Source organism: Pseudomonas sp. BCRC 81390 (assembly GCF_030341915.1).
In the GTDB taxonomy this organism is placed as follows: domain Bacteria; phylum Pseudomonadota; class Gammaproteobacteria; order Pseudomonadales; family Pseudomonadaceae; genus Aquipseudomonas.
On record NZ_JATAAG010000004.1, the window covers coordinates 1 to 22163 of the forward strand.

Annotated in this window: 35 protein-coding genes; 34 read left to right on the plus strand and 1 reads right to left on the minus strand. The window is 57.8% G+C overall.

Annotated features, from left to right (window positions below):
- The 31 genes from QSV36_RS01640 to bfr form a co-directional block, all read left to right on the plus strand.
- Positions 1-142, plus strand: a 142-nt coding sequence (locus QSV36_RS01640) for an EF-Tu C-terminal domain-related protein (protein ID WP_445648523.1), incomplete at its 5' end; no start/stop codon positions are given.
- 141 nt (positions 143-283) lie between these two features.
- Positions 284-595, plus strand: a complete 312-nt coding sequence (gene rpsJ, locus QSV36_RS01645; RefSeq protein ID WP_003186070.1) for a 30S ribosomal protein S10 — start codon at positions 284-286, stop codon at positions 593-595.
- An 80-nt stretch (positions 596-675) separates the two neighbouring features.
- Positions 676-1311 (plus strand): 50S ribosomal protein L3, encoded by a 636-nt coding sequence (rplC, locus tag QSV36_RS01650; RefSeq protein ID WP_003257089.1) that lies wholly within the window; start codon positions 676-678, stop codon positions 1309-1311.
- A 12-nt stretch (positions 1312-1323) separates the two neighbouring features.
- Positions 1324-1926 (plus strand): 50S ribosomal protein L4, encoded by a 603-nt coding sequence (gene rplD, locus QSV36_RS01655; RefSeq protein ID WP_008089819.1) that lies wholly within the window; start codon positions 1324-1326, stop codon positions 1924-1926.
- On the plus strand, positions 1923-2222 hold the full coding sequence (rplW, locus tag QSV36_RS01660; RefSeq protein WP_003255484.1) for a 50S ribosomal protein L23: 300 nt from the start codon (positions 1923-1925) through the stop codon (positions 2220-2222). The genes rplD and rplW overlap by 4 nt, the downstream gene beginning before the upstream one ends.
- Before the next feature lie 14 nt (positions 2223-2236).
- A complete protein-coding gene (rplB, locus tag QSV36_RS01665; protein ID WP_170027992.1) occupies positions 2237-3061 on the plus strand; it encodes a 50S ribosomal protein L2 in 825 nt (274 codons plus the stop codon).
- 16 nt (positions 3062-3077) lie between these two features.
- Positions 3078-3353 (plus strand): 30S ribosomal protein S19, encoded by a 276-nt coding sequence (gene rpsS, locus QSV36_RS01670; RefSeq protein WP_003255482.1) that lies wholly within the window; start codon positions 3078-3080, stop codon positions 3351-3353.
- An 11-nt stretch (positions 3354-3364) separates the two neighbouring features.
- Positions 3365-3697: a 50S ribosomal protein L22 gene (gene rplV, locus QSV36_RS01675; protein ID WP_003103908.1), complete on the plus strand. Its 333-nt coding sequence runs from the start codon at positions 3365-3367 to the stop codon at positions 3695-3697.
- A 13-nt stretch (positions 3698-3710) separates the two neighbouring features.
- On the plus strand, positions 3711-4397 hold the full coding sequence (rpsC, locus tag QSV36_RS01680) for a 30S ribosomal protein S3 (RefSeq protein ID WP_003255481.1): 687 nt from the start codon (positions 3711-3713) through the stop codon (positions 4395-4397).
- Between the two features lie 12 nt (positions 4398-4409).
- Positions 4410-4823, plus strand: coding sequence for a 50S ribosomal protein L16 (gene rplP / locus QSV36_RS01685; RefSeq protein ID WP_003255479.1), 414 nt, complete (start codon positions 4410-4412; stop codon positions 4821-4823).
- Entirely contained in the window at positions 4823-5014 is a 192-nt protein-coding gene (gene rpmC / locus QSV36_RS01690) for a 50S ribosomal protein L29 (RefSeq protein WP_002555481.1), read from the plus strand. Before rplP ends, rpmC begins: the two co-directional genes overlap by 1 nt.
- A gap of 2 nt (positions 5015-5016) precedes the next feature.
- The gene (gene rpsQ, locus QSV36_RS01695) at positions 5017-5283 is read left to right on the plus strand and encodes a 30S ribosomal protein S17 (RefSeq protein ID WP_008089812.1); all 267 of its coding nucleotides are present in this window, start codon (positions 5017-5019) and stop codon (positions 5281-5283) included.
- Positions 5284-5306: 23 nt separating this feature from the next.
- Positions 5307-5675 (plus strand): 50S ribosomal protein L14, encoded by a 369-nt coding sequence (rplN, locus tag QSV36_RS01700; RefSeq protein WP_003243907.1) that lies wholly within the window; start codon positions 5307-5309, stop codon positions 5673-5675.
- An 11-nt stretch (positions 5676-5686) separates the two neighbouring features.
- On the plus strand, positions 5687-6001 hold the full coding sequence (gene rplX / locus QSV36_RS01705) for a 50S ribosomal protein L24 (protein WP_013970637.1): 315 nt from the start codon (positions 5687-5689) through the stop codon (positions 5999-6001).
- A 20-nt stretch (positions 6002-6021) separates the two neighbouring features.
- Positions 6022-6561, plus strand: a complete 540-nt coding sequence (gene rplE / locus QSV36_RS01710; protein ID WP_003257095.1) for a 50S ribosomal protein L5 — start codon at positions 6022-6024, stop codon at positions 6559-6561.
- A gap of 13 nt (positions 6562-6574) precedes the next feature.
- Positions 6575-6880: a 30S ribosomal protein S14 gene (gene rpsN, locus QSV36_RS01715; protein ID WP_225780171.1), complete on the plus strand. Its 306-nt coding sequence runs from the start codon at positions 6575-6577 to the stop codon at positions 6878-6880.
- 209 nt (positions 6881-7089) lie between these two features.
- On the plus strand, positions 7090-7482 hold the full coding sequence (gene rpsH / locus QSV36_RS01720) for a 30S ribosomal protein S8 (protein ID WP_009681971.1): 393 nt from the start codon (positions 7090-7092) through the stop codon (positions 7480-7482).
- Positions 7483-7494: 12 nt separating this feature from the next.
- Positions 7495-8028, plus strand: a complete 534-nt coding sequence (rplF, locus tag QSV36_RS01725; RefSeq protein WP_170027993.1) for a 50S ribosomal protein L6 — start codon at positions 7495-7497, stop codon at positions 8026-8028.
- 10 nt (positions 8029-8038) lie between these two features.
- The gene (gene rplR / locus QSV36_RS01730) at positions 8039-8389 is read left to right on the plus strand and encodes a 50S ribosomal protein L18 (protein ID WP_009397496.1); all 351 of its coding nucleotides are present in this window, start codon (positions 8039-8041) and stop codon (positions 8387-8389) included.
- Between the two features lie 3 nt (positions 8390-8392).
- On the plus strand, positions 8393-8893 hold the full coding sequence (gene rpsE, locus QSV36_RS01735) for a 30S ribosomal protein S5 (RefSeq protein ID WP_003255465.1): 501 nt from the start codon (positions 8393-8395) through the stop codon (positions 8891-8893).
- A 2-nt stretch (positions 8894-8895) separates the two neighbouring features.
- Positions 8896-9072: a 50S ribosomal protein L30 gene (rpmD, locus tag QSV36_RS01740; RefSeq protein ID WP_028690238.1), complete on the plus strand. Its 177-nt coding sequence runs from the start codon at positions 8896-8898 to the stop codon at positions 9070-9072.
- Between the two features lie 3 nt (positions 9073-9075).
- A complete protein-coding gene (gene rplO / locus QSV36_RS01745) occupies positions 9076-9510 on the plus strand; it encodes a 50S ribosomal protein L15 (RefSeq protein ID WP_170027994.1) in 435 nt (144 codons plus the stop codon).
- Entirely contained in the window at positions 9511-10842 is a 1332-nt protein-coding gene (gene secY, locus QSV36_RS01750; RefSeq protein WP_003257108.1) for a preprotein translocase subunit SecY, read from the plus strand. It abuts the gene before it with no gap.
- A 28-nt stretch (positions 10843-10870) separates the two neighbouring features.
- Complete coding sequence (gene rpmJ, locus QSV36_RS01755; protein WP_002555468.1) at positions 10871-10987, plus strand: 50S ribosomal protein L36; 117 nt, start codon at positions 10871-10873, stop codon at positions 10985-10987.
- Positions 10988-11118: 131 nt separating this feature from the next.
- A complete protein-coding gene (gene rpsM, locus QSV36_RS01760; RefSeq protein WP_003257112.1) occupies positions 11119-11475 on the plus strand; it encodes a 30S ribosomal protein S13 in 357 nt (118 codons plus the stop codon).
- A gap of 18 nt (positions 11476-11493) precedes the next feature.
- On the plus strand, positions 11494-11883 hold the full coding sequence (rpsK, locus tag QSV36_RS01765) for a 30S ribosomal protein S11 (RefSeq protein ID WP_003255454.1): 390 nt from the start codon (positions 11494-11496) through the stop codon (positions 11881-11883).
- Between the two features lie 15 nt (positions 11884-11898).
- Entirely contained in the window at positions 11899-12519 is a 621-nt protein-coding gene (gene rpsD, locus QSV36_RS01770) for a 30S ribosomal protein S4 (RefSeq protein WP_087503320.1), read from the plus strand.
- 22 nt (positions 12520-12541) lie between these two features.
- Positions 12542-13543 carry a DNA-directed RNA polymerase subunit alpha gene (locus QSV36_RS01775; RefSeq protein WP_003255452.1) on the plus strand — a complete coding sequence of 334 codons (1002 nt, stop codon included), beginning with the start codon at positions 12542-12544 and terminating at the stop codon, positions 13541-13543.
- Positions 13544-13585: 42 nt separating this feature from the next.
- Positions 13586-13972: a 50S ribosomal protein L17 gene (rplQ, locus tag QSV36_RS01780; RefSeq protein ID WP_003255451.1), complete on the plus strand. Its 387-nt coding sequence runs from the start codon at positions 13586-13588 to the stop codon at positions 13970-13972.
- A gap of 172 nt (positions 13973-14144) precedes the next feature.
- Entirely contained in the window at positions 14145-15584 is a 1440-nt protein-coding gene (locus QSV36_RS01785; RefSeq protein ID WP_289129231.1) for a catalase, read from the plus strand.
- A 163-nt stretch (positions 15585-15747) separates the two neighbouring features.
- On the plus strand, positions 15748-16212 hold the full coding sequence (gene bfr / locus QSV36_RS01790; RefSeq protein WP_084857331.1) for a bacterioferritin: 465 nt from the start codon (positions 15748-15750) through the stop codon (positions 16210-16212).
- A gap of 136 nt (positions 16213-16348) precedes the next feature.
- On the opposite strand, the gene uvrA is transcribed toward bfr, so the two are convergent.
- Positions 16349-19183 carry an excinuclease ABC subunit UvrA gene (uvrA, locus tag QSV36_RS01795; RefSeq protein WP_289129234.1) on the minus strand — a complete coding sequence of 945 codons (2835 nt, stop codon included), beginning with the start codon at positions 19181-19183 and terminating at the stop codon, positions 16349-16351.
- A 129-nt stretch (positions 19184-19312) separates the two neighbouring features.
- Between uvrA and QSV36_RS01800 the strand changes: the two genes are divergently transcribed.
- The 3 genes from QSV36_RS01800 (at position 19313) to QSV36_RS01810 (ending at position 21898) form a co-directional block, all read left to right on the plus strand.
- Positions 19313-20707: an MFS transporter gene (locus tag QSV36_RS01800; RefSeq protein ID WP_289129236.1), complete on the plus strand. Its 1395-nt coding sequence runs from the start codon at positions 19313-19315 to the stop codon at positions 20705-20707.
- Between the two features lie 9 nt (positions 20708-20716).
- A complete protein-coding gene (locus QSV36_RS01805; RefSeq protein WP_170027998.1) occupies positions 20717-21256 on the plus strand; it encodes a single-stranded DNA-binding protein in 540 nt (179 codons plus the stop codon).
- Positions 21257-21439: 183 nt separating this feature from the next.
- Complete coding sequence (locus tag QSV36_RS01810) at positions 21440-21898, plus strand: hypothetical protein (RefSeq protein WP_289129238.1); 459 nt, start codon at positions 21440-21442, stop codon at positions 21896-21898.
- The last annotated feature ends 265 nt before the right edge of the window (positions 21899-22163 follow it).

Sequence of the window (22163 nt, forward strand, 5' to 3'; positions counted from 1 at the left end):
TGAAATGGTAATGCCAGGTGACAACATCCAGATGACTGTCACTCTGATCAAGACCATCGCAATGGAAGACGGTCTGCGCTTCGCTATCCGTGAAGGCGGTCGTACCGTCGGCGCTGGCGTCGTAGCCAAAATCATCGAGTAATCACTCGACCGATTGAAAAAACCCCCGCTCAGCGGGGGTTTTTTTTATTGGGTTGACACTAAATGGGGGCGTCTATAGAATCACGCCTCCTTTTAGCGGGCGTAGTGCGTCCGTTGGGAACAGCCTGGAGTCTGAAATCCAATGCAAAATCAGCAAATCCGTATCAGGTTGAAGGCTTTCGACCATCGCCTGATCGACCAATCCACCCAGGAAATCGTGGAAACCGCGAAACGTACTGGTGCACAAGTGCGTGGTCCAATTCCACTGCCTACCCGCAAAGAGCGTTTCACCGTTCTGGTTTCCCCGCACGTCAACAAAGACGCGCGTGACCAGTACGAGATCCGCACTCATAAGCGTGTTCTGGACATCGTCCAGCCAACGGATAAAACCGTTGACGCGCTGATGAAGCTTGATCTGGCGGCAGGTGTGGAAGTACAGATCAGCCTCGGCTAAGACTTCGGTCTGGTCGTGTAACGCTCTGAAATGGGCGGCCATAGCGGGTGAAAGCCCCGTACACTCATGAGGTTTACAACATGACTATTGGTGTAATCGGTCGCAAGTGCGGTATGACCCGCATTTTCACCGAAGAAGGTGTCTCCATTCCGGTCACGGTCATCGAGATCGAGCCGAATCGCGTCACCCAGTTCAAAACTGAAGAAACCGATGGCTACCGTGCAGTGCAAGTCACTGTCGGCGAGCGTCGTGCTTCGCGTGTGACTGCCGCTCAGGCAGGCCACTTCGCCAAGGCCAACGTTGCCGCTGGTCGCGGTGTCTGGGAGTTCCGTCTTGAAGAAGGCGATTTCCAGGCTGGCGATCTGATCAAAGCTGAACTCTTCACTGCAGGCCAGCTGGTAGACGTTACTGGTCAGTCCAAAGGTAAAGGCTTCGCCGGTACCATCAAGCGCTGGAACTTCCGTGGCCAGGACAACACCCACGGTAACTCCGTGTCGCACCGTGTCCCAGGTTCCATCGGCCAGTGCCAGACTCCTGGTCGTGTGTTCAAGGGCAAGAAAATGTCCGGTCACATGGGCGCCGAGCGCGTGACTGTTCAGTCCCTGGAAGTAGTTCGCGTAGACGCTGAGCGCAACCTGCTGCTGGTCAAGGGTGCCGTTCCAGGCGCTACTGGCGGCGACGTGGTTGTACGTCCAGCTGTCAAGGCTCGCGGTTAAGGGGAAACTGACATGCAACTCAATGTAAATGACGCTCAGGCGATCGAAGTTTCCGAACTGACTTTCGGTGGCGAATTCAACGAGACGCTGGTACACCAAGCAGTCGTGGCCTACATGGCCGGCGGCCGTCAGGGCACCAAGCAGCAGAAGACCCGTTCCGACGTGGCTGGTGGCGGTAAGCGCCCATGGCGTCAGAAGGGTACTGGCCGTGCTCGTGCTGGTACCACTCGTGGTCCGATCTGGCGTGGCGGTGGTGTCACCTTCGCAGCTCGCCCTCAAGATCACTCGCAGAAGCTCAACAAGAAGATGTACCGCGCAGCCCTGCGCTCCATCCTCGCTGAGCTGGTGCGTAGCGACCGTCTGGTCGTGGTTCAGGACTTCGCTGTCGAAGCGCCGAAAACCAAAGATCTGCTGAACAAGCTGAACGGCATGGGTCTGAACGACGTACTGATCGTTTCCGACGCTGTTGATCAGAACCTGTACCTGGCTGCTCGCAACCTGCCGCACGTCGACGTACGTGACGTACAAGGTTCCGACCCGGTCAGTCTGATCGCATACGAGAAAGTGTTGATCACTGTCTCGGCCGTGAAGAAATTCGAGGAGCTGCTGGGATGAACCAGGAACGCGTATTTAAAGTCCTCCTTGGCCCGCACGTTTCCGAGAAGGCTACCGTTCTGGCTGAGAAAAAAGGCCAGTTCGTATTCAAGGTTGCTACCGATGCAACCAAGCTGGAAATCAAGAAAGCTGTCGAAGGCCTGTTCAACGTAAAAGTTGAAAACGTGTCGACTGTTAACGTTCTGGGTAAAACCAAGCGTACCGCACGTGGTCTGGGCAAGCGTAATGACTGGAAGAAGGCGATCGTCTCCCTTCAGCCAGGCCAAGATCTCGATTTCAGCAGCAGTGCTGAGTAAGGAAGGGGTGCATCATGGCAATCGTTAAATGCAAACCGACTTCCCCTGGCCGCCGTTTCGTGGTCAAGGTGGTCAACCAGGAGCTGCACAAAGGCGCTCCTCACGCACCGCTGATCGAGAAGAAATCGAAGTCTGGTGGTCGTAACAACAATGGCCGCATCACCACTCGTCACGTTGGTGGTGGTCATAAGCAGCATTACCGTCTGGTCGACTTCCGTCGCAACGACAAAGATGGCATCCCAGCCACTGTCGAGCGTATCGAATACGACCCGAACCGTACTGCTCACATCGCCCTGCTGTGCTACGCAGACGGTGAGCGTCGCTACATCATCGCCCCTAAAGGCGTGAGCGCTGGCGACCAGCTGATCGCAGGTGCCCTGGCCCCAATCAAGGCCGGCAACTCCCTGCAGCTGCGCAACATTCCAGTAGGTAGCACCGTTCACGGCATCGAACTGAAGCCGGGTAAAGGTGCTCAGATCGCTCGTTCCGCTGGTGCTTCGGCTCAGCTGATCGCTCGCGAAGGTGTCTACGTGACCCTGCGTCTGCGCTCTGGTGAAATGCGTAAAGTCCTGGCTGAGTGCCGTGCGACCCTGGGCGAAGTCTCGAACTCCGAGCACAGCCTGCGTTCGCTGGGTAAAGCTGGTGCCAAACGCTGGCGCGGCGTTCGCCCAACCGTTCGTGGTGTTGCCATGAACCCGGTTGACCACCCACACGGTGGTGGTGAAGGTCGTACCTCCGGTGGTCGTCATCCGGTATCGCCATGGGGCTTCCCAACCAAGGGTGCGAAGACCCGTGGTAATAAGCGTACCGACAACATGATCGTCCGTCGTCGCAAGTAACTAGAGGGATACGACAGTGCCACGTTCTCTGAAAAAAGGTCCTTTTATCGATCTTCACCTGCTGAAGAAGGTCGAAGTGGCGGTGGAGAAGAACGATCGCAAGCCAGTTAAAACCTGGTCGCGCCGTTCGATGATCCTGCCACAAATGGTCGGTCTGACCATCGCGGTACACAACGGTCGTCAACATGTCCCAGTTCTCGTGAACGAAGACATGGTCGGCCACAAACTGGGCGAGTTCGCCGGTACCCGCACCTACCGCGGGCACGTGGCTGACAAGAAAGCCAAGCGTTAAGGGGTAAGGAAATGGAAGTAGCCGCTAAGTTGTCGGGCGCTCGCATCTCCGCCCAGAAAGCCCGCTTGGTCGCCGACCAGATCCGCGGGAAGAAGGTGGGCGAAGCGCTCAACCTGTTGGCCTTCAGCAGCAAAAAAGCCGCTGAAATCATGAAGAAAGTCCTCGAGTCGGCCGTAGCCAACGCCGAACACAACGAAGGCGCAGACGTTGATGACCTGAAGGTCTCCACCGTCTTCGTCAACGAAGGGCGTTCGCTGAAGCGCATCATGCCACGTGCCAAGGGCCGTGCTGATCGCATCGTCAAGCGGTCTTGCCATATCACTGTCAAGGTTGCGGACAAGTAACGGAGTCGATCAGATGGGTCAGAAAGTACATCCCACTGGCATTCGCCTGGGAATCGTCAAGGAGCACACCTCCGTCTGGTACGCAGACGGTGCTACTTACGCAGATTACCTGTTGAAGGATCTGAAAACGCGTGAGTACCTCCAGGACAAACTAAAAAGCGCGTCCGTAAGCCGTATCGATATTCATCGTCCGGCTCAAACTGCACGCATCACCATCCACACCGCTCGTCCCGGTATCGTTATCGGTAAGAAAGGTGAAGATGTCGAGAAGCTGCGTCAGGACCTGACCAAGCAGATGGGTGTGCCTGTGCACATCAACATCGAAGAGATCCGCAAGCCGGAACTCGACGCCATGCTGGTTGCGCAGAGCGTAGCTCAGCAGCTGGAACGCCGCGTAATGTTCCGTCGCGCCATGAAGCGCGCCGTACAGAACGCCATGCGTATTGGTGCCAAGGGCATCAAGATCCAGGTGAGCGGTCGTCTCGGCGGTGCTGAGATTGCTCGTACCGAGTGGTATCGCGAAGGTCGTGTGCCGCTGCACACCCTGCGTGCCGATATCGACTACAACACCTACGAAGCTCACACCACTTACGGTGTGATCGGTGTGAAGGTTTGGATCTTCAAAGGCGAAGTGATTGGTGGTCGCCAAGAAGAGCTGAAACCACAAGCACCAGCGCCTCGTAAAAAAGCTGCTAAGTAAGGGGTACGCCAAATGTTGCAACCAAAGCGTACAAAATTCCGCAAGCAGATGACTGGCCACAACCGTGGTCTGGCACTGCGCGGTAGCAAAGTCAGCTTCGGCGAGTTCGCCCTGAAAGCTGTTGCTCGCGGTCGCCTCACCGCTCGCCAGATCGAGTCCGCACGTCGTGCGCTGACCCGTCACGTTAAGCGTGGCGGCAAGATCTGGATCCGTGTGTTCCCGGACAAGCCGATCTCCAAGAAGCCTCTCGAGGTTCGTATGGGTAAAGGTAAGGGCTCCGTGGAATACTGGGTTGCCCAGATTCAGCCAGGCAAAGTCCTGTATGAAATCGAAGGTGTTTCTGAAGAGCTGGCGCGCGAAGCTTTCGCCCTGGCTGCTGCAAAGCTGCCTCTCGCCACCTCCTTTGTTAAGCGGACGGTGATGTGATGAAAGCGAATGAACTTCGTGAAAAATCGGCACAGCAACTGAATGAGCAACTGCTCGGCTTGCTGCGCGACCAGTTCAATCTGCGTATGCAGAAAGCAACTGGCCAGTTGGGGCAGTCGCACCTGCTCTCGCAAGTTAAGCGTGACATCGCTCGCGTGAAAACTGTGCTCAACCAGCAGGCAGGTAAGTGATCATGGCTGAAGCTGAAAAAACCGTCCGTACGCTGACTGGCCGTGTCGTCAGCGACAAAATGGACAAGACCATCACCGTTCTGATCGAGCGTCGCGTTAAGCACCCGATCTACGGTAAATACGTTAAGCGTTCGACTAAGCTGCACGCGCACGACGAATCCAACCAGTGCAAAATCGGCGACAAGGTTTCCATCCGTGAAACCCGTCCGCTGGCCAAGACCAAGTCCTGGGCACTGGTTGAAGTCCTCGAACGCGCTGTTGAAGTCTAAGGGCTAAGGGTCGGAGAAATTTTATGATTCAGACTCAATCCATGCTCGATGTGGCCGATAACAGCGGCGCTCGTCGCGTCATGTGCATCAAGGTACTCGGCGGTTCGCACCGCCGTTACGCCGGCATCGGTGACATCATCAAAGTAACCGTCAAGGAAGCAATTCCGCGTGGCAAGGTCAAGAAAGGCCAGGTGATGACCGCTGTTGTCGTCCGCACCCGTCACGGTGTTCGTCGCGCCGACGGTTCCATCATTCGTTTCGACGGCAACGCTGCTGTTCTGCTGAACAACAAGCAAGAGCCGATCGGCACTCGCATCTTCGGGCCAGTGACCCGTGAGCTTCGTTCCGAGAAGTTCATGAAGATCGTCTCGCTCGCCCCTGAAGTGCTGTAAGGAGATCCGACATGCAAAAGATTCGTCGTGACGACGAGATCATCGTGATCGCCGGCAAAGACAAGGGTAAGCGCGGTAAGGTGCTGAAGGTTCTGGCTGACAACCGTCTGGTTGTTGGTGGTGTGAACCTGGTCAAGCGTCATACCAAGCCTAACCCGATGGCGGGCGTACAGGGCGGTATCGTCGAAAAAGAAGCGCCTCTGCACGCTTCCAACGTTGCCATCTTCAACGGCGAAACCAACAAGGCTGACCGCGTTGGTTTCAAAGTAGAAGACGGTAAAAAAATTCGTGTCTTCAAGTCGACCCAAAAAGCGGTTGATGCTTGAACACTGCTAGGTAGAAGACCATGGCACGACTGAAAGAGATTTACCGGAACGAAATCGCTCCCAAGCTTAAGGAAGAACTTAAGCTGTCGAACGTGATGGAAGTTCCGCGCGTTACCAAGATCACCCTGAACATGGGTCTGGGCGAAGCGATCGGCGACAAGAAAGTCATCGAGCACGCTGTTGCCGACCTGGAAAAGATCACCGGTCAAAAGCCGGTCGTGACTTTCGCTCGTAAATCCATCGCGGGCTTCAAAGTCCGTGAGGGCTGGCCGATCGGCGTCAAGGTGACCCTGCGTCGCGACAAGATGTACGAATTCCTGGACCGCCTGCTGGCGATCTCCCTGCCTCGGGTACGCGACTTCCGCGGCCTGAATGCCAAGTCCTTCGATGGCCGTGGTAACTACAGCATGGGCGTGAAAGAGCAGATCATCTTCCCGGAAATCGATTACGACAAGATCGATGCTCTGCGCGGTTTGGACATCACCCTGACCACCACTGCTCGTTCGGATGATGAAGGCCGCGCTCTGCTGCGTGCTTTCAAGTTCCCGTTCCGCAACTGATTGGAGTCGGATAATGGCCAAGAAGAGCATGAAAAACCGCGAGCTGAAGCGTCAGCTTACGGTAGCAAAGTTCGCTAAGAAGCGTGCTGAGCTGAAAGCGACCATCGTCAACCTGAACGCCTCTCCTGAAGAGCGTTTCGCTGCCGTTGTCGCTCTGCAAAAGCAGCCACGTGACGCTAGCGCCTCGCGTCTGCGCAACCGTTGCCGCCTGACCGGTCGTCCTCACGGTGTATACCGTAAGTTCGGCCTGGGCCGTAACATGCTGCGTGCCGCTGCCATGCGCGGTGATGTACCAGGTCTGGTCAAGGCCTCCTGGTAATCGCTGCCGGCTGGATCCCGGCGGAAGGGGAGCAATCTTCCGACCGCCGGTGATCTCGCCAACAAACAAGCCCCTATATGGGGCTTGTTTCGTTTCTGCCTTGTGTCTAGAATGACCGGCTCACCTGAGCCTGGGTTTTCTGCCCTGCCTGCTCGGGTGGTTGTGATAGCCGCAAGGCTAATAATTCTTGTATCAGGAGCATCTAGCCCATGAGTATGCAGGACCCGTTAGCGGACATGCTAACTCGCATCCGTAATGCCCAGATGGCTGAAAAGTCCGTCGTAAGCATGCCTTCCTCCACCCTGAAGGTCGCGGTTGCCAAAGTTCTGAAGGACGAAGGTTACATCGCTGGCTACCAGGTAACTGGTGAGGCCAAGCCTTCCCTGTCGATCGAACTGAAGTACTTCGAAGGCCGTCCGGTCATCGAGGAACTGAAGCGCTCCAGCCGTCCAGGCCTGCGCCAGTACAAGTCCGTCGCAGAGCTGCCGAAAGTACGTGGCGGCCTGGGCGTGTCTATCGTCTCCACCAACAAAGGTGTGATGACTGATCGCGCTGCGCGCGCTGCCGGTGTCGGCGGCGAAGTTCTGTGCACAGTGTTCTAAGGGGAGATAGGCATGTCTCGCGTCGCTAAGAACCCCGTTAAGCTGCCAGCAGGCGTCGAAGTCAAATTCGCCGGCCAGCAGCTTTCGGTGAAGGGTGCCAAAGGCACTCTCGAACTGAACGTTCACTCGTCTGTTGAAGTTACCGAAGAAGCTGGTGAGCTGCGTTTCGCTGCTCGCAACGGTGACCAGCAAGCTCGCGCCATGGCCGGTACCACCCGCGCTCTGGTGAACAACATGGTCCAGGGCGTAAGCCAAGGCTTCGAGCGCAAGCTCCAGCTGATCGGTGTTGGTTACAAGGCACAGGCCAAGGGCACCGTCCTGAACCTGGCTCTGGGCTTCTCGCACCCAGTGGACTACGAACTGCCAGCCGGTATCACCGCTGAAACCCCAAGCCAGACCGACATCCTGATCAAGGGTATCGACAAGCAGCTGGTGGGTCAGGTGGCCGCTGAAATCCGCGACTTCCGTCCGCCAGAGCCTTACAAAGGCAAGGGTGTGCGTTACGCGGACGAAGTAGTCCGTCGTAAAGAAGCCAAGAAGAAGTAGGGCCTAGCAAATGACCGACAAAAAAGTTACTCGACTGCGTCGCGCTCGCAAAGCACGCCTCAAGATGCACGAACTCGAAGTCGTGCGCCTGTGCGTGTTCCGCTCCTCGCAGCACATCTACGCCCAGGTCATTTCGGCCGACGGCAGCAAGGTTCTGGCAAGCGCCTCGACCTTGGACAAAGAACTGCGTGATGGCGCCACTGGCAACATCGACGCGGCCACTAAGGTTGGCAAGCTGGTAGCTGAGCGTGCGAAAGCCGCCGGTGTATCTCAAGTTGCCTTTGACCGTTCCGGCTTCAAGTACCACGGCCGCGTCAAGGCGCTGGCTGATGCTGCTCGTGAAGGCGGGCTGGAGTTCTAAGTTATGGCAAATAACGATCAAAAGCGCGACGAAGGCTACATCGAGAAGCTGGTTCAAGTTAACCGCGTTGCCAAAACCGTAAAAGGCGGCCGTATCTTCACCTTCACCGCGCTGACCGTGGTAGGTGATGGCAAAGGTCGTGTTGGCTTCGGCCGTGGCAAGTCGCGCGAAGTACCTGCTGCGATCCAGAAAGCCATGGAAGCTGCTCGCCGCAACATGATCCAGGTTGATCTGAAGGGCACCACCCTGCAGTACGCCACCAAGGCTGCCCACGGCGCCTCGAAGGTTTACATGCAGCCTGCCTCGGAAGGTACCGGTATCATCGCCGGTGGCGCAATGCGTGCTGTCCTGGAAGTTGCTGGTGTTCAGAACGTTCTGGCCAAGTGCTACGGTTCGACCAACCCTGTGAACGTGGTTTACGCCACCTTCAAGGGTCTGAAAGCCATGCAATCTCCTGAATCCATTGCTGCCAAGCGCGGCAAGAGCGTTGAGGAGATCTTCTGATCATGGCAACCGTAAAAGTAACGCTGATCAAGAGCACTGCCGGCCGTCTGCCTAACCACAAACTGTGCGTTAAAGGCCTGGGTCTGCGTCGCATCGGTCACACTGTAGAAGTCCAGGATACTCCCGAGAACCGCGGGATGATCAACAAGGCTTACTACATGCTGAAGGTCGAGGGTTAATCGATGAAACTCAATGATCTGAGTCCAGCGCCGGGTTCCCGTCGCGAGAAGCATCGTCCGGGTCGTGGTATCGGTAGCGGTTTGGGCAAGACTGGTGGCCGTGGTCACAAAGGTCAGACCTCCCGTTCCGGTGGCACCATCGCTCCGGGCTTCGAAGGCGGTCAACAACCGCTGCACCGTCGTCTGCCGAAGTTCGGCTTCGTTTCCCTGAAAGCCATGGATCGCGCTGAAGTGCGTCTGTCCGAGCTGGCCAAGGTGGAAGGCGACGTGATCTCCGTGCAATCCCTGAAGGATGCCAACGTGATCGGCCAGAATGTACAGCGCGTGAAAATCATGCTGTCTGGCGAAGTCACTCGCGCAGTCACCATCAAGGGTATCGCAGCCACCAAGGGTGCGCGTGCGGCTATCGAAGCAGCTGGCGGCAAGTTCGAGGAATAAATGGCTAAGCAAGGTGCTCTCTCTTCGCTCGGTAAGGGCGGGATGTCGGAACTCTGGGCTCGTCTGCGCTTTCTGTTCATGGCGATCATCGTCTATCGGATAGGTGCGCATATCCCGGTTCCTGGCATCAATCCAGACCGTCTGGCGGATCTGTTTCGGCAGAATGAGGGGACCATTCTTAGCTTGTTCAACATGTTTTCCGGTGGCGCGCTCGAACGCATGAGCATCTTTGCACTGGGGATCATGCCGTACATCTCGGCATCGATCATCATGCAGCTGATGACGGCGGTCAGCCCGCAACTGGAGCAGTTGAAGAAGGAAGGTGAAGCTGGCCGTCGCAAGATCAGCCAGTACACCCGCTACGGCACCGTTATCCTGGCACTGGTTCAAGCCATTGGCATGTCCATTGGCCTGGCCAACCAGGGCGTGGCGTTTTCTGTAGGTCTGGGCTTCCATGTCGTTGCCGTCTCCACCTTCGTGGCTGGCGCGATGTTCATGATGTGGCTGGGCGAGCAGATCACCGAGCGCGGTGTGGGCAACGGTATCTCGATGTTGATCTTCGCAGGTATCGTTGCCGGTCTTCCGAGAGCAATCGGGCAGTCTTTCGAGTCTGCACGCACAGGCGATATCAACATTTTCGCCCTGGTCGCTATCGGTTTGCTGGCAGTAGCGATTATCGGCTTCGTGGTGTTCATTGAGCGTGGTCAGCGTCGTATCGCCGTTCACTACGCCAAGCGTCAGCAGGGCCGCAAGGTCTTCGCTGCGCAGACCAGCCACCTGCCGCTGAAGGTGAACATGGCCGGGGTTATCCCAGCCATTTTCGCGAGCAGCATTCTGCTGTTCCCGGCTTCGCTGGGTGCCTGGTTCGGTCAGTCCGAAGGTATGGGCTGGCTGCAGGACATCTCGCAGTCGATCGCTCCTGGTCAGCCGTTGAACATTCTGCTGTTTAGTGCAGGGATCATTTTCTTCTGCTTCTTCTACACAGCGCTGATGTTCAACCCGAAAGACGTAGCGGAAAACCTGAAGAAGTCCGGTGCCTTTATTCCGGGTATCCGTCCTGGTGAGCAGTCGGCACGCTACATTGATGGCGTTCTGACCCGTCTGACCATGTTCGGTGCTCTTTACATGATGGCCGTCTGCCTTCTGCCCCAGTTCCTGGTGGTGGCAGCAAATGTGCCGTTCTACCTTGGCGGGACCTCGTTGCTGATTGTGGTAGTGGTTGTGATGGACTTCATGTCCCAAGTACAATCGCACCTCGTTTCGCACCAGTACGAATCCCTGATGAAGAAAGCCAACCTGAAAGGCTACGGTGGCAGCGGTCTGCTGCGCTGATACGCCCCTAAGGTTCGAGGAGTCGGTAATGAAAGTTCGTGCATCGGTGAAAAAGCTGTGCCGTAACTGCAAGATCATCCGTCGCGAAGGCGTCGTACGAGTGATCTGCAGCGCGGAACCGCGTCACAAACAGCGCCAAGGCTGAGTGTGATCTGCGCTTCAAACCCAGCAGCTAGTGTGCTGCTGGGTTGATTATTCGTTTCTACAGCGATATTATCTCGCGCCCTATTTCTTGGCTTCCGGGGCGTAGGTAGCTGTCAATTGGAGTCCCACTGAATGGCCCGTATTGCAGGCGTCAACATTCCAGATAACAAGCATGCTGTTATCTCGCTGACCTACATCTATGGTGTCGGTCGCACTACTGCACAGAAGATCTGTGCAGACGCTGGTGTAAACCCAGCCGCTAAGATCAAGGATCTGAGCGACGAGCAAATCGAAACCCTGCGTGGCGAAGTCGCGAAGTTCACCACTGAAGGTGACCTGCGTCGTGACATCAACATGAAGATCAAGCGCTTGATGGACCTGGGTTGCTACCGCGGCCTGCGTCATCGTAAAGGTCTGCCGGTTCGCGGTCAGCGCACCAAGACCAACGCACGCACCCGTAAGGGCCCGCGTAAGCCGATCCGCAAGTAATCGCCCAGGAATATAGACATGGCAAAACCTGCTGCTCGTCCTCGTAAGAAAGTCAAAAAGACAGTGGTTGATGGCATCGCCCACATCCATGCCTCTTTCAACAACACCATCGTGACCATCACCGACCGTCAGGGCAACGCTTTGTCCTGGGCGACCTCCGGTGGTTCGGGTTTCCGTGGTTCGCGCAAATCCACCCCGTTCGCAGCCCAGATCGCTGCTGAGCGTGCTGGTCAAGCTGCGCTGGAATACGGTCTGAAGAACCTCGACGTGAACGTCAAGGGTCCAGGTCCAGGTCGTGAGTCCGCCGTTCGTGCACTGAACAGCTGCGGCTACAAGATCGCCAGCATCACCGACGTGACGCCAATCCCGCACAACGGGTGCCGTCCGCCGAAGAAGCGTCGCGTGTAATCAGGAGACAGATAAATGGCACGTTACATTGGTCCAAAATGCAAACTGTCTCGCCGTGAAGGCACTGACCTGTTCCTGAAGAGCGGCGTTCGCGCTCTGGAATCGAAGTGCAACATCGAAGCAGCCCCAGGTATCCACGGCCAGCGCCGTGGCCGTCAGTCCGACTACGGTACCCAGCTGCGCGAGAAGCAAAAAGTTCGTCGTATCTATGGTGTTCTGGAGCGTCAGTTCCGCGGTTACTACCAGGCTGCAGCCTCGAAAAAAGGCGCAACCGGTGAGAACCTGCTGCAACTGCTCGAGTGCCGTCTGGATAACGTCGTCTACCGTATGGGCTTCGGTTCGACTCGCGCCGAATCCCGTCAGCTGGTTTCGCACAAAGCGATCAGCGTCAACGGTAAGACTGTGAACATTCCATCCTACCAAGTTCGTCCGGGTGACGTGGTCGCGGTTCGCGAGAAGTCGTCGAACCAGCTGCGCATTGTTCAAGCCCTTGAACTGTGCGCCCAGCGTGGCCGCGTTGAGTGGGTTGATGTGGATGCTGCTAAAAAGTCGGGCGTTTTCAAGAACGTTCCTGCTCGCAGCGACCTGTCTGCCGACATCAACGAGAACCTGATTGTCGAGCTCTACTCCAAGTAAGGGCTAGAAAATAGGTGCATCCATGCAGATTTCGGTAAATGAGTTCCTGACTCCCCGCCACATTGATGTGCAGGTAGTCAGTCCGACCCGCGCCAAGATCACGCTCGAGCCTCTCGAGCGTGGTTTCGGCCATACCCTGGGCAACGCGCTGCGCCGCATCCTGTTGTCCTCCATGCCTGGCTGTGCAGTAGTCGAGGCCGAGATCGATGGCGTACTCCACGAGTACTCCGCGATCGAAGGTGTACAGGAAGACGTCATTGAAATCCTGTTGAACCTGAAAGGCCTGGCTATCAAGCTGCACGGTCGTGACGAAGTTACGCTGACCTTGTCGAAAAAGGGTTCGGGGGTGGTTACCGCTGCCGATATTCAGCTGGATCACGATGTCGAGATCGTCAACCCCGATCACGTAATCGCGAACCTGGCGTCGAACGGCGCCCTGAACATGAAGCTCACCGTAGCTCGTGGTCGTGGTTACGAGCCGGCCGACTCCCGTCAAACCGACGAAGACGAAAGCCGTAGCATTGGCCGTCTGCAGCTGGACGCTTCGTTCAGCCCGGTGCGTCGTATCGCCTATGTGGTCGAGAACGCCCGTGTTGAACAGCGTACCAACCTGGACAAGCTGGTCATTGATCTGGAAACCAACGGCACCCTGGACCCTGAAGAGGCTATCCGCCGCGCTGCGACCATCCTGCAACAGCAGCTGGCCGCGTTCGTCGACCTCAAAGGTGACAGCGAGCCTGTCGTAGTCGAGCAGGAAGACGAGATCGATCCGATCCTGCTGCGTCCGGTTGACGACCTGGAACTGACTGTACGTTCGGCCAACTGCCTCAAGGCGGAGAACATCTACTACATCGGCGACCTGATTCAGCGTACCGAAGTAGAGCTGTTGAAGACTCCTAACCTGGGCAAGAAGTCCCTGACTGAAATCAAGGACGTGCTGGCCTCTCGTGGTCTGTCTCTCGGCATGCGCCTCGACAACTGGCCGCCTGCAAGTCTTAAGAAAGACGACAAGGCGACCGCCTGATCGTCGTAATCACCGAACGTAGTGTTTGGTAAGGAATGAATCATGCGTCATCGTAAAAGTGGACGTCACCTGAGCCGTACCAGCTCTCACCGCAAGGCTATGTTCCAGAACATGGCAGTGTCGCTGATCGAGCACGAGCTGATCAAAACCACCCTGCCGAAAGCCAAGGAACTGCGCCGCGTTGCCGAGCCGCTGATCACCCTGGCCAAGGAAGACAGCGTAGCTAACCGCCGTCTGGCCTTCGACCGTACCCGTTCGAAGTCCGCTGTTGGCAAGCTGTTCAACGACCTGGGCAAGCGTTACGCCACCCGTCAGGGCGGCTACCTGCGCATCCTGAAGTGCGGTTTCCGCGCTGGCGACAACGCGCCTATGGCGTACGTCGAGCTGGTTGATCGTCCGGTCGGCGGTGCTGTAGAAGCTGCTGAGTAAGACGTTCTGTCTGCTACAAAGAACCGGGCCTAGTGCCCGGTTTTTTGTTTCTACATGTATTGTCTATTTCTATTGATACAAGACATTTAATGAATTTGTTTCTATAAAGCTGTTCGGCAATACTCTCTCCACAGCCGGTCAGCCGGCGCTTGAAGACCGATATGGAGAGCCCATGAGCAAGATTCTGACCACCGCCAGCGGTGCCCCTGTAGCCGACAACCAGAATTCCCGTTCCGCCGGCCCCCGTGGTCCGCTGTTGCTCGACGATTTCCACCTGATCGAGAAGCTTGCCCATTTCAACCGCGAGAACATCCCTGAGCGACGCGTACACGCCAAGGGCTCGGGTGCCTACGGTACCTTTACCGTTACCCGCGATATCACGGGTTACACCAGTGCCAAGCTGTTTGAGCAGGTCGGCAAGCAGACCGAGACCTTCCTGCGCTTTTCCACCGTAGGTGGTGAGCGTGGCTCTGCCGATACCGAGCGCGATCCGCGTGGCTTTGCCGTGAAGTTCTACACCGAGGAAGGCAACTGGGACATCGTGGGCAACAACACGCCGGTATTTTTCATCCGCGACCCGCTGAAGTTCCCCGACTTCATTCATACCCAGAAGCGTCACCCACAAACCAACCTGAAAAACGCGCAGATGATGTGGGACTTCTGGTCGCACTCGCCCGAGGCACTGCACCAGGTCACCATCCTGTTCTCCGACCGCGGCATCCCGGACGGCTATCGACACATGCACGGCTTTGGCAGCCATACCTACAGCCTGATCAATGCAGAGGGGGAACGTACCTGGGTCAAATGGCACTTCAAGACCCAGCAAGGGATCAAGAACCTTGCTCCGGCAGATGCCGCACGCCTGGCGGGTACTGATCCTGATTACGCCCAGCGCGATCTCTTCGAGGCCATTGAGCGCGGCGATTACCCGCGTTGGACTGTATGCATCCAGATCATGAGCGAAGGCGAGGCAGCCAGGCGTGAAGAGAACCCCTTCGACGTGACCAAGACCTGGTCGCAGAAAGACTATCCGCTGATCGAGGTGGGTGTGCTTGAACTCAACCGCAACCCATTGAACTACTTCGCCGAGGTCGAGCAGGCTGCCTTTGGCCCAAGCAACATGGTGCCGGGTGTTGGCCTGTCGCCGGACCGCATGCTGCAAGGTCGTGTGTTCGCCTACGCTGATGCGCACCGCTACCGAGTGGGTACCAACCACCAGCAATTGCCGGTGAACGCGCCGCGTTGCCCGGTCAACAGCTATCAGCGCGATGGCTCGATGGCGACCGGCCGCTACGGCAGCGCGCCCAATTATGAGCCCAACAGCTACAGCGAGGCGCCGAAGCAATCGCCGCGGCATGCCGAGCCGGCCTTGGCTCTGGAGGGGGCGGCGGGCCGCTACGACCACCGTGAAGACAGCGATTACTACAGCCATGCCGGCGCGCTGTTCCGCCTCATGAACGATGAGCAGAAAGCCCTGCTGATCAACAATATTGCAGGAGCCATGGCTGGGGTAAGCCGGGACGTGATCCAGCGCCAGTTGCAGTACTTCTTCAAGGCCGATCCAGCCTACGGCGAGGGGGTTGCCAAGGCGTTGGGCATTGAGCTTGCCTGAGTCGAAGTGATAAGAAGAACCGCCCGCATCTGGGCGGTTTTTCAATGAATATCACTACTGTTTAGCCGTTTTTTTGCCTGTTATTGCGCATTTTTCAGTGACCGCAGGCAAAAGCTGGTTCACACTATATGGCATAGACGTTTTCACATGGAGAAACAGGGCGATGCAAGGCCACCCGGACGTAATCAACTATCTCGTCACGCTGTTGAAGGGCGAACTGGCTGCGCGCGACCAGTACTTCATTCACTCGCGTATGTACGAAGATTGGGGCCTGTCCAAGCTCTACGAGCGCATCAACCACGAGATGGAAGAAGAGACGCAACATGCCGATGCCCTGATGCGGCGTATCCTCATGCTTGAAGGCACACCGGACATGCGTGCGGACGATCTGGAAGTGGGCAGCACCGTGCCGGAAATGATCGAGGCTGATCTCAAGCTCGAGTACAAGGTGCGCGCCGCTTTGTGCAAAGGCATCGAACTGTGCGAGTTGCACAAGGATTACGTCAGCCGCGACATCTTGCGCGCGCAACTGGCCGATACCGAAGAAGATCACACTTACTGGCTGGAAAAGCAGCAGGGGCTGATCAAGGCCATCGGCCTGGAAAACTACCTGCAATCGCAGATGTAAAAGCCTGGGGCTGCTTTGCGGCCCTATCGCGACACAAGGCCGCTCCTACCTTTGAACGCGTCAATCAAGAGATTGCGCGATCGCCTGTAGAAGCGGCCTTGTATCGTGATAGGGGCGCAGAGCGCCCCCAGTTCCCTCAAGCCCGATCCCGCTCCAAAAGCGGTTTCAGGTAATGCCCAGTGTAGGACTGCTTCATTTCGCTCAGTTCTTCCGGTGTACCGCAGGCAATGATCTGCCCGCCTTTCGAACCACCCTCCGGCCCCAGGTCGACCAGCCAGTCCGCAGTCTTGATCACGTCCAGGTTGTGCTCGATCACCACCACGGTATTACCGTGGTCGCGCAGGCGATGCAGCACGTCCAGCAACTGCTGGATATCGGCAAAATGCAGGCCCGTGGTCGGCTCGTCGAGAATGTAGAGGGTCTTGCCGGTATCACGCTTGGACAACTCGCGCGACAGTTTCACCCGCTGTGCCTCGCCACCCGACAACGTGGTCGCCGACTGCCCCAGCTTGATGTAGGACAACCCCACGTCCATCAAGGTCTGTAGCTTGCGCGCCAGCGCCGGTACCGCGTCGAAGAACTCGCGTGCATCCTCGATGGTCATCTCCAGCACTTCGTGGATGTTCTTGCCTTTGTACTTGATCTCCAGCGTTTCGCGGTTGTACCGCTTGCTCTTGCACACGTCGCACGGCACGTAGATGTCCGGCAGGAAGTGCATTTCCACCTTGATCAGGCCGTCGCCCTGGCAGGCTTCGCAACGGCCGCCCTTGACGTTGAACGAGAACCGCCCAGGGCCATAACCGCGTGAGCGCGATTCCGGAACGCCAGCGAACAACTCGCGGATCGGCGTGAAAATGCCGGTGTAGGTTGCCGGGTTCGAGCGTGGGGTACGGCCAATCGGGCTCTGGTCGATATCTACTACCTTGTCCAGATGCTGCAGGCCATCCATGCTGCTGTGCGGCGCAGCCTCGAGGCTGCTCGCGCCATTCAGGGCGGTGGCGGCCAGTGGGAACAGGGTATTGTTAATGAGCGTCGACTTGCCCGAGCCGGATACCCCTGTCACGCAGGTCAGCAGGCCGATCGGGATTTCCAGATCGACGTTCTGCAGGTTATTGCCACGTGCGCCCTTGAGTTTGAGTTGCAACTTCTTGTTGCGTGGCGTGCGCTTGGCCGGCACGACGATCTTCTTGCGCCCGGACAGGTACTTGCCGGTCAGCGAGTCGGGGTGAGCCATGACTTCCTGGGGCGTGCCTTCGGCGACGATCTTGCCGCCATGCACGCCGGCGCCCGGGCCGATGTCCACGACGTAGTCGGCCAAGCGGATGGCGTCCTCGTCGTGTTCTACCACGATCACCGTGTTGCCCAGGTCGCGCAGGTGGTTGAGGGTGGCCAGCAGGCGGTCGTTGTCACGTTGATGAAGGCCGATGGATGGCTCATCAAGGATATACATCACCCCCACCAGGCCGGCGCCGATCTGGCTGGCCAGGCGAATACGCTGTGCCTCGCCACCGGACAGGGTATCGGCGCTGCGGTCGAGGGTGAGGTAGTCGAGGCCGACGTTGACCAGGAACTGCAGACGTTCGCAGATTTCCTTGAGGATCTTCGCGGCGATTTCGCCACGGCGGCCGGTCAGGGTCAGGTCGCCGAAGTAATTGCTGGCTTCACCGATCGGCAGGTTGGTCACTGCCGGCAGGGTCTTTTCGCCCACCCAAACATGGCGCGCTTCGCGGCGCAGGCGGGTGCCGCGGCAATCCGGGCAGGGCTGGGTACCGAGGAACTTGGCCAGCTCTTCACGCACGGTGGCCGACTCGGTTTCGCGATAGCGCCGTTCGAGGTTCGGCACGATGCCTTCGAACGGGTGCGAGCGCTTGACGATATCGCCCCGGTCGTTGAGGTACTTGAAGTCGACACTCTGCTTGCCACTGCCCTGCAGGATTACTTTCTGGTGTTCCGCCGGGAGCTCGCCGAACGGCTCCTCCAGGCTGAAGCCATAATGCGCAGCCAGCGAGCCCAGCATCTGGAAGTAGTAAACGTTGCGCCGGTCCCAGCCGCGTATCGCGCCTTCGGCCAGGGTGAGTTCGGTGTTGACCAGGCGCTTGGTGTCGAAGAACTGCTTGACCCCCAGGCCATCACACGTCGGGCAGGCGCCAGCAGGGTTGTTGAAGGAGAACAGCTTCGGTTCCAGCTCGCTGATGGCATGGCCGCAGACCGGGCAGGCGAAGCGTGCAGAGAAAATGATTTCTTCGCCAGGTTCGTCATCCATCGGTGCCACGAGGGCGATGCCATCGGCCAGCTTGAGTGCAGTCTCGAACGACTCGGCCAGGCGCTGCTGCAGGTCGGCGCGTACCTTGAAGCGGTCGACCACCACGTCGATGCTGTGCTTCTTCTGCTTGTCCAGCTTGGGGAGTTCATCGAGTTCGTAGAGCTTGCCGTTGACCCGTGCCCGGACGAAGCCCTGGGCGCGCAGTTCGTCGAACACCGCCAGGTGCTCGCCCTTGCGCTCACGCACTACCGGGGCCAGCAGCATCAGCTTGCTGCCTTCCGGGCGCTCCAGCACCAGGTCGACCATTTGGCTGATCGTTTGCGCCTCCAGCGGTATATCGTGGTCCGGGCAGCGTGGGGTACCGACGCGGGCATACAACAGGCGCAGGTAGTCGTAGATCTCGGTGATGGTGCCGACCGTGGAACGGGGGTTGTGCGAGGTCGACTTCTGTTCGATGGAAATGGCCGGTGACAGGCCTTCGATGGTGTCGACATCGGGCTTTTCCATCATCGACAGGAACTGCCGGGCATAGGCCGACAGCGATTCCACATAGCGACGCTGGCCTTCGGCGTAGAGGGTGTCGAATGCCAAGGATGACTTGCCCGAACCGGACAGGCCGGTGATCACGATCAGCTTGTCCCGGGGCAGGGTCAGGTCGATGTTCTTCAGGTTGTGGGTGCGTGCCCCACGAATCAGGATCTTGTCCACTGCGGCCTCGCTCGGCGGGCATAAACAAGGAAGTATACGGCGCGCTGCCAGTACGCGGCAAAGCGTCACGTAGATGCCGTCAAGCTGTCGGACTGATAGAATCGCCGCCGGTTCACACGAGATTAATCCATGCACGACACCCACAACGAACGCATGAGTGGCGGCGAAACCCGCGCCGCTGGCGGCCTGGCCCTGGTCTTTGCCTTTCGTATGCTGGGCATGTTCATGGTCTTGCCGGTGCTGGCCACCTACGGCATGGACCTGGCCGGTGCCACACCTGCATTGATCGGCCTGGCCATTGGTGCCTATGGCCTCACCCAGGCCGTATTGCAGATTCCGTTCGGGATGATTTCCGACCGCATCGGCCGCCGGCCGGTGATTTACCTGGGGCTGGTCATCTTTGCCCTGGGTAGTGTCCTGGCGGCCCAGGCCGACTCCATCTGGGGGGTGATCGCCGGGCGTATTCTGCAGGGCGCCGGAGCGATTTCCGCTGCGGTCATGGCGCTGCTGTCCGACCTTACCCGCGAGCAACACCGAACCAAGGCCATGGCCATGATCGGCATGAGCATCGGCCTTTCGTTTGCCGTCGCCATGGTCGTTGGCCCGCTACTGACAAGTGCCTTTGGCTTGTCAGGATTGTTCCTGGCCACGGCAGGACTTGCCCTGGTGGGTATCCTGCTGGTTGCCTTTGTCGTGCCCAACACCCACAGCATCCTGCAGCACCGCGAGTCGGGGGTGGCACGCCAGGCGATCGGCCCGACCCTGCGCCATCCGGACTTGCTGCGCCTGGACGCGGGCATTTTCATCCTGCATGCCATCCTCATGGCCAGCTTCGTCGCGTTGCCACTGGCCTTCGTCGAGCGCGGCGGCCTGCCGAAGGAGCAGCACTGGTGGGTGTACCTGACCGCGTTGTTCATCTCATTTTTTGCAATGGTCCCGTTCATCATCTATGGCGAAAAAAAGCGCAAGATGAAGCGCGTGCTGGCCGGTGCGGTAAGTGTCCTGCTGCTGACGGAGATATACTTCTGGGAGTGGGCTGACGGTTTGCGCGGACTGGTGGTTGGCACCGTGGTATTCTTTACTGCATTCAACCTGCTGGAGGCGTCGCTGCCTTCGCTGGTGAGCAAGGTGTCGCCTGCAGGTGGCAAGGGAACGGCAATGGGGGTTTACTCCACCAGCCAGTTCCTCGGCGCTGCCCTTGGAGGAATCCTCGGTGGCTGGTTGTTCCAGCACGGCGGGCTGAACATGGTGTTCCTCGGTTGTGCGGTACTGTGTGCCATCTGGTTGGTCGTTGCCTTGCGCATGAACGAGCCACCTTATGTGACCAGCCTGCGCATGTCGCTGACGCCAGAGGCAGTCCGGGAAGCCGGCCTGACCGAACGTCTGAGGGCCGTACCGGGCGTGACCGACGCCGTCGTGGTGGCAGAAGAGGCCGCCATCTATATCAAACTGGATACGAAAATTTTGGACCGTACGACCCTCGAGCGCCTGGTGAACCCGGCCTCTTCGGCGTGCGAAGCCTAGGAGAACGTTATGGCCCGTGGGGTTAACAAAGTCATTCTGGTCGGCACCTGTGGCCAGGATCCCGAAGTCCGCTACCTGCCCAACGGTAACGCCGTGACCAACCTGAGCCTGGCCACCAGCGAGCAGTGGACCGACAAGCAGTCGGGCCAGAAGGTCGAGCGTACCGAGTGGCACCGCGTGTCGCTGTTCGGCAAGGTTGCCGAAATCGCCGGCGAATACCTGCGCAAGGGTTCGCAGTGCTATATCGAAGGCAAGCTGCAAACACGCGAGTGGGAAAAAGACGGTATCAAGCGCTACACCACCGAGATCATCGTCGACATCAACGGCACCATGCAGCTGCTCGGCGGTCGTCCGCAGGGCCAGCAGCAGGGCGGTGACCCGTACAATCAAGCTGGCGGCAACTATGGCGGTGGCCAGCAGCAGTACAATCAGGCCCCACGCCAGCAGGCTCCGCGCCCGCAACAGGCTCCTCAGCGCCCGGCGCCGCAACAGCCGGCACCGCAACCGGCGGCTGACTTCGACAGCTTCGATGACGATATTCCGTTCTGATCAGAGCCGCTAAGCAGCTGGAAAGACTAAAAGCCCAAGGCAGTTGCCTTGGGTTTTTTTTCGAGCGAACCCGAGGCTTTAGGAAAAGCTAACCTTGAGTATCAGAGATTTCTGAAGTTCTAGTGGAGCGCAGTTTTTGCTGCTCGGATCGCTTAGTATCCACCATTTGTAATGAGGTGGGTCATGCAAAGCGGTGAGGGGGAAAGCGTATTAGGTCAAATGGACCTGAGGCCAGATATACAAGAGTATAGTGTCTCCGGTTTTTCGGAGAAGTATGCCGATCATCTTGAGGGCCCTGCTGGAGACCCTGCGTTCTACGGCAGGGTACTAATGGTCATTGGTTTCGCCGTGTCGGCGCTGGGCGTTGGCATCAAGTTGTGGGGGCCTGAGGTCATCTATTATAATCGATTTTCAGGCCCTACCCTGATCCAATACATACAAGCGAACTCTGGTCTCGTTGCAATGGCCGGCGGGTTTTTGATGGCATTGGGCGGCAAGCAGCGGAATGAAGGTATTATTTATCCAGAGGATTTTCTTCTGTCTCGTTACAAGTTCATAACGGAAGACGGGCGAGATGTTAGCGGTCAGGTTTCCGTACGACACCTGGGAGGAGACAACTTCCATGTGACCCTGAACTCGTAGTCGGGTGAGTATGTCGGATCTTACTAGTTAAAACTTATCATTGATTCAAATAATGCCTCTTACCTGCCGTCTGCCCGTCGTTCTTCTGGCGGGTACCGTTCTGGGCATTTGTTTGGGCGGCAGCAACAAACCCAGTTCTGTAACAGTCAGTGCCTGTTTGGGCGCTCTTGTGTCGCGAAAGGGGCGCAGAACACCCGCAATGAGCAGCAATGCCAATACCAATTCAATTCAGTAAAACAACCGCGGATCCGGCCAGTCCAGCAAA

Bases quoted from the DNA above. Each gene is read 5' to 3' on its own strand.
- secY (WP_003257108.1), top strand. From the start codon at position 9,511: ATGGCTAAGCAAGGTGCTCTCTCTTCGCTCGGTAAGGGCGGGATGTCG.
- rplB (WP_170027992.1), top strand. From the start codon at position 2,237: ATGGCAATCGTTAAATGCAAACCGACTTCCCCTGGCCGCCGTTTCGTG.
- rpsQ (WP_008089812.1), top strand. From the start codon at position 5,017: ATGGCTGAAGCTGAAAAAACCGTCCGTACGCTGACTGGCCGTGTCGTC.
- rpsN (WP_225780171.1), top strand. From the start codon at position 6,575: ATGGCCAAGAAGAGCATGAAAAACCGCGAGCTGAAGCGTCAGCTTACG.
- rpmJ (WP_002555468.1), top strand. From the start codon at position 10,871: ATGAAAGTTCGTGCATCGGTGAAAAAGCTGTGCCGTAACTGCAAGATC.
- rpsD (WP_087503320.1), top strand. From the start codon at position 11,899: ATGGCACGTTACATTGGTCCAAAATGCAAACTGTCTCGCCGTGAAGGC.
- QSV36_RS01810 (WP_289129238.1), top strand. From the start codon at position 21,440: ATGCAAAGCGGTGAGGGGGAAAGCGTATTAGGTCAAATGGACCTGAGG.
- rplO (WP_170027994.1), top strand. From the start codon at position 9,076: ATGAAACTCAATGATCTGAGTCCAGCGCCGGGTTCCCGTCGCGAGAAG.
- QSV36_RS01775 (WP_003255452.1), top strand. From the start codon at position 12,542: ATGCAGATTTCGGTAAATGAGTTCCTGACTCCCCGCCACATTGATGTG.
- rpsJ (WP_003186070.1), top strand. From the start codon at position 284: ATGCAAAATCAGCAAATCCGTATCAGGTTGAAGGCTTTCGACCATCGC.
- rplX (WP_013970637.1), top strand. From the start codon at position 5,687: ATGCAAAAGATTCGTCGTGACGACGAGATCATCGTGATCGCCGGCAAA.
- rpsE (WP_003255465.1), top strand. From the start codon at position 8,393: ATGGCAAATAACGATCAAAAGCGCGACGAAGGCTACATCGAGAAGCTG.
- rplQ (WP_003255451.1), top strand. From the start codon at position 13,586: ATGCGTCATCGTAAAAGTGGACGTCACCTGAGCCGTACCAGCTCTCAC.
- rpmD (WP_028690238.1), top strand. From the start codon at position 8,896: ATGGCAACCGTAAAAGTAACGCTGATCAAGAGCACTGCCGGCCGTCTG.
- QSV36_RS01785 (WP_289129231.1), top strand. From the start codon at position 14,145: ATGAGCAAGATTCTGACCACCGCCAGCGGTGCCCCTGTAGCCGACAAC.
- QSV36_RS01800 (WP_289129236.1), top strand. From the start codon at position 19,313: ATGCACGACACCCACAACGAACGCATGAGTGGCGGCGAAACCCGCGCC.
- rpmC (WP_002555481.1), top strand. From the start codon at position 4,823: ATGAAAGCGAATGAACTTCGTGAAAAATCGGCACAGCAACTGAATGAG.
- rpsM (WP_003257112.1), top strand. From the start codon at position 11,119: ATGGCCCGTATTGCAGGCGTCAACATTCCAGATAACAAGCATGCTGTT.
- rplR (WP_009397496.1), top strand. From the start codon at position 8,039: ATGACCGACAAAAAAGTTACTCGACTGCGTCGCGCTCGCAAAGCACGC.
- rplN (WP_003243907.1), top strand. From the start codon at position 5,307: ATGATTCAGACTCAATCCATGCTCGATGTGGCCGATAACAGCGGCGCT.
- rplP (WP_003255479.1), top strand. From the start codon at position 4,410: ATGTTGCAACCAAAGCGTACAAAATTCCGCAAGCAGATGACTGGCCAC.
- rpsH (WP_009681971.1), top strand. From the start codon at position 7,090: ATGAGTATGCAGGACCCGTTAGCGGACATGCTAACTCGCATCCGTAAT.
- rplV (WP_003103908.1), top strand. From the start codon at position 3,365: ATGGAAGTAGCCGCTAAGTTGTCGGGCGCTCGCATCTCCGCCCAGAAA.
- rpsC (WP_003255481.1), top strand. From the start codon at position 3,711: ATGGGTCAGAAAGTACATCCCACTGGCATTCGCCTGGGAATCGTCAAG.
- rplE (WP_003257095.1), top strand. From the start codon at position 6,022: ATGGCACGACTGAAAGAGATTTACCGGAACGAAATCGCTCCCAAGCTT.
- rplC (WP_003257089.1), top strand. From the start codon at position 676: ATGACTATTGGTGTAATCGGTCGCAAGTGCGGTATGACCCGCATTTTC.
- rpsK (WP_003255454.1), top strand. From the start codon at position 11,494: ATGGCAAAACCTGCTGCTCGTCCTCGTAAGAAAGTCAAAAAGACAGTG.
- rplD (WP_008089819.1), top strand. From the start codon at position 1,324: ATGCAACTCAATGTAAATGACGCTCAGGCGATCGAAGTTTCCGAACTG.
- rplF (WP_170027993.1), top strand. From the start codon at position 7,495: ATGTCTCGCGTCGCTAAGAACCCCGTTAAGCTGCCAGCAGGCGTCGAA.
- rplW (WP_003255484.1), top strand. From the start codon at position 1,923: ATGAACCAGGAACGCGTATTTAAAGTCCTCCTTGGCCCGCACGTTTCC.
- bfr (WP_084857331.1), top strand. From the start codon at position 15,748: ATGCAAGGCCACCCGGACGTAATCAACTATCTCGTCACGCTGTTGAAG.
- QSV36_RS01805 (WP_170027998.1), top strand. From the start codon at position 20,717: ATGGCCCGTGGGGTTAACAAAGTCATTCTGGTCGGCACCTGTGGCCAG.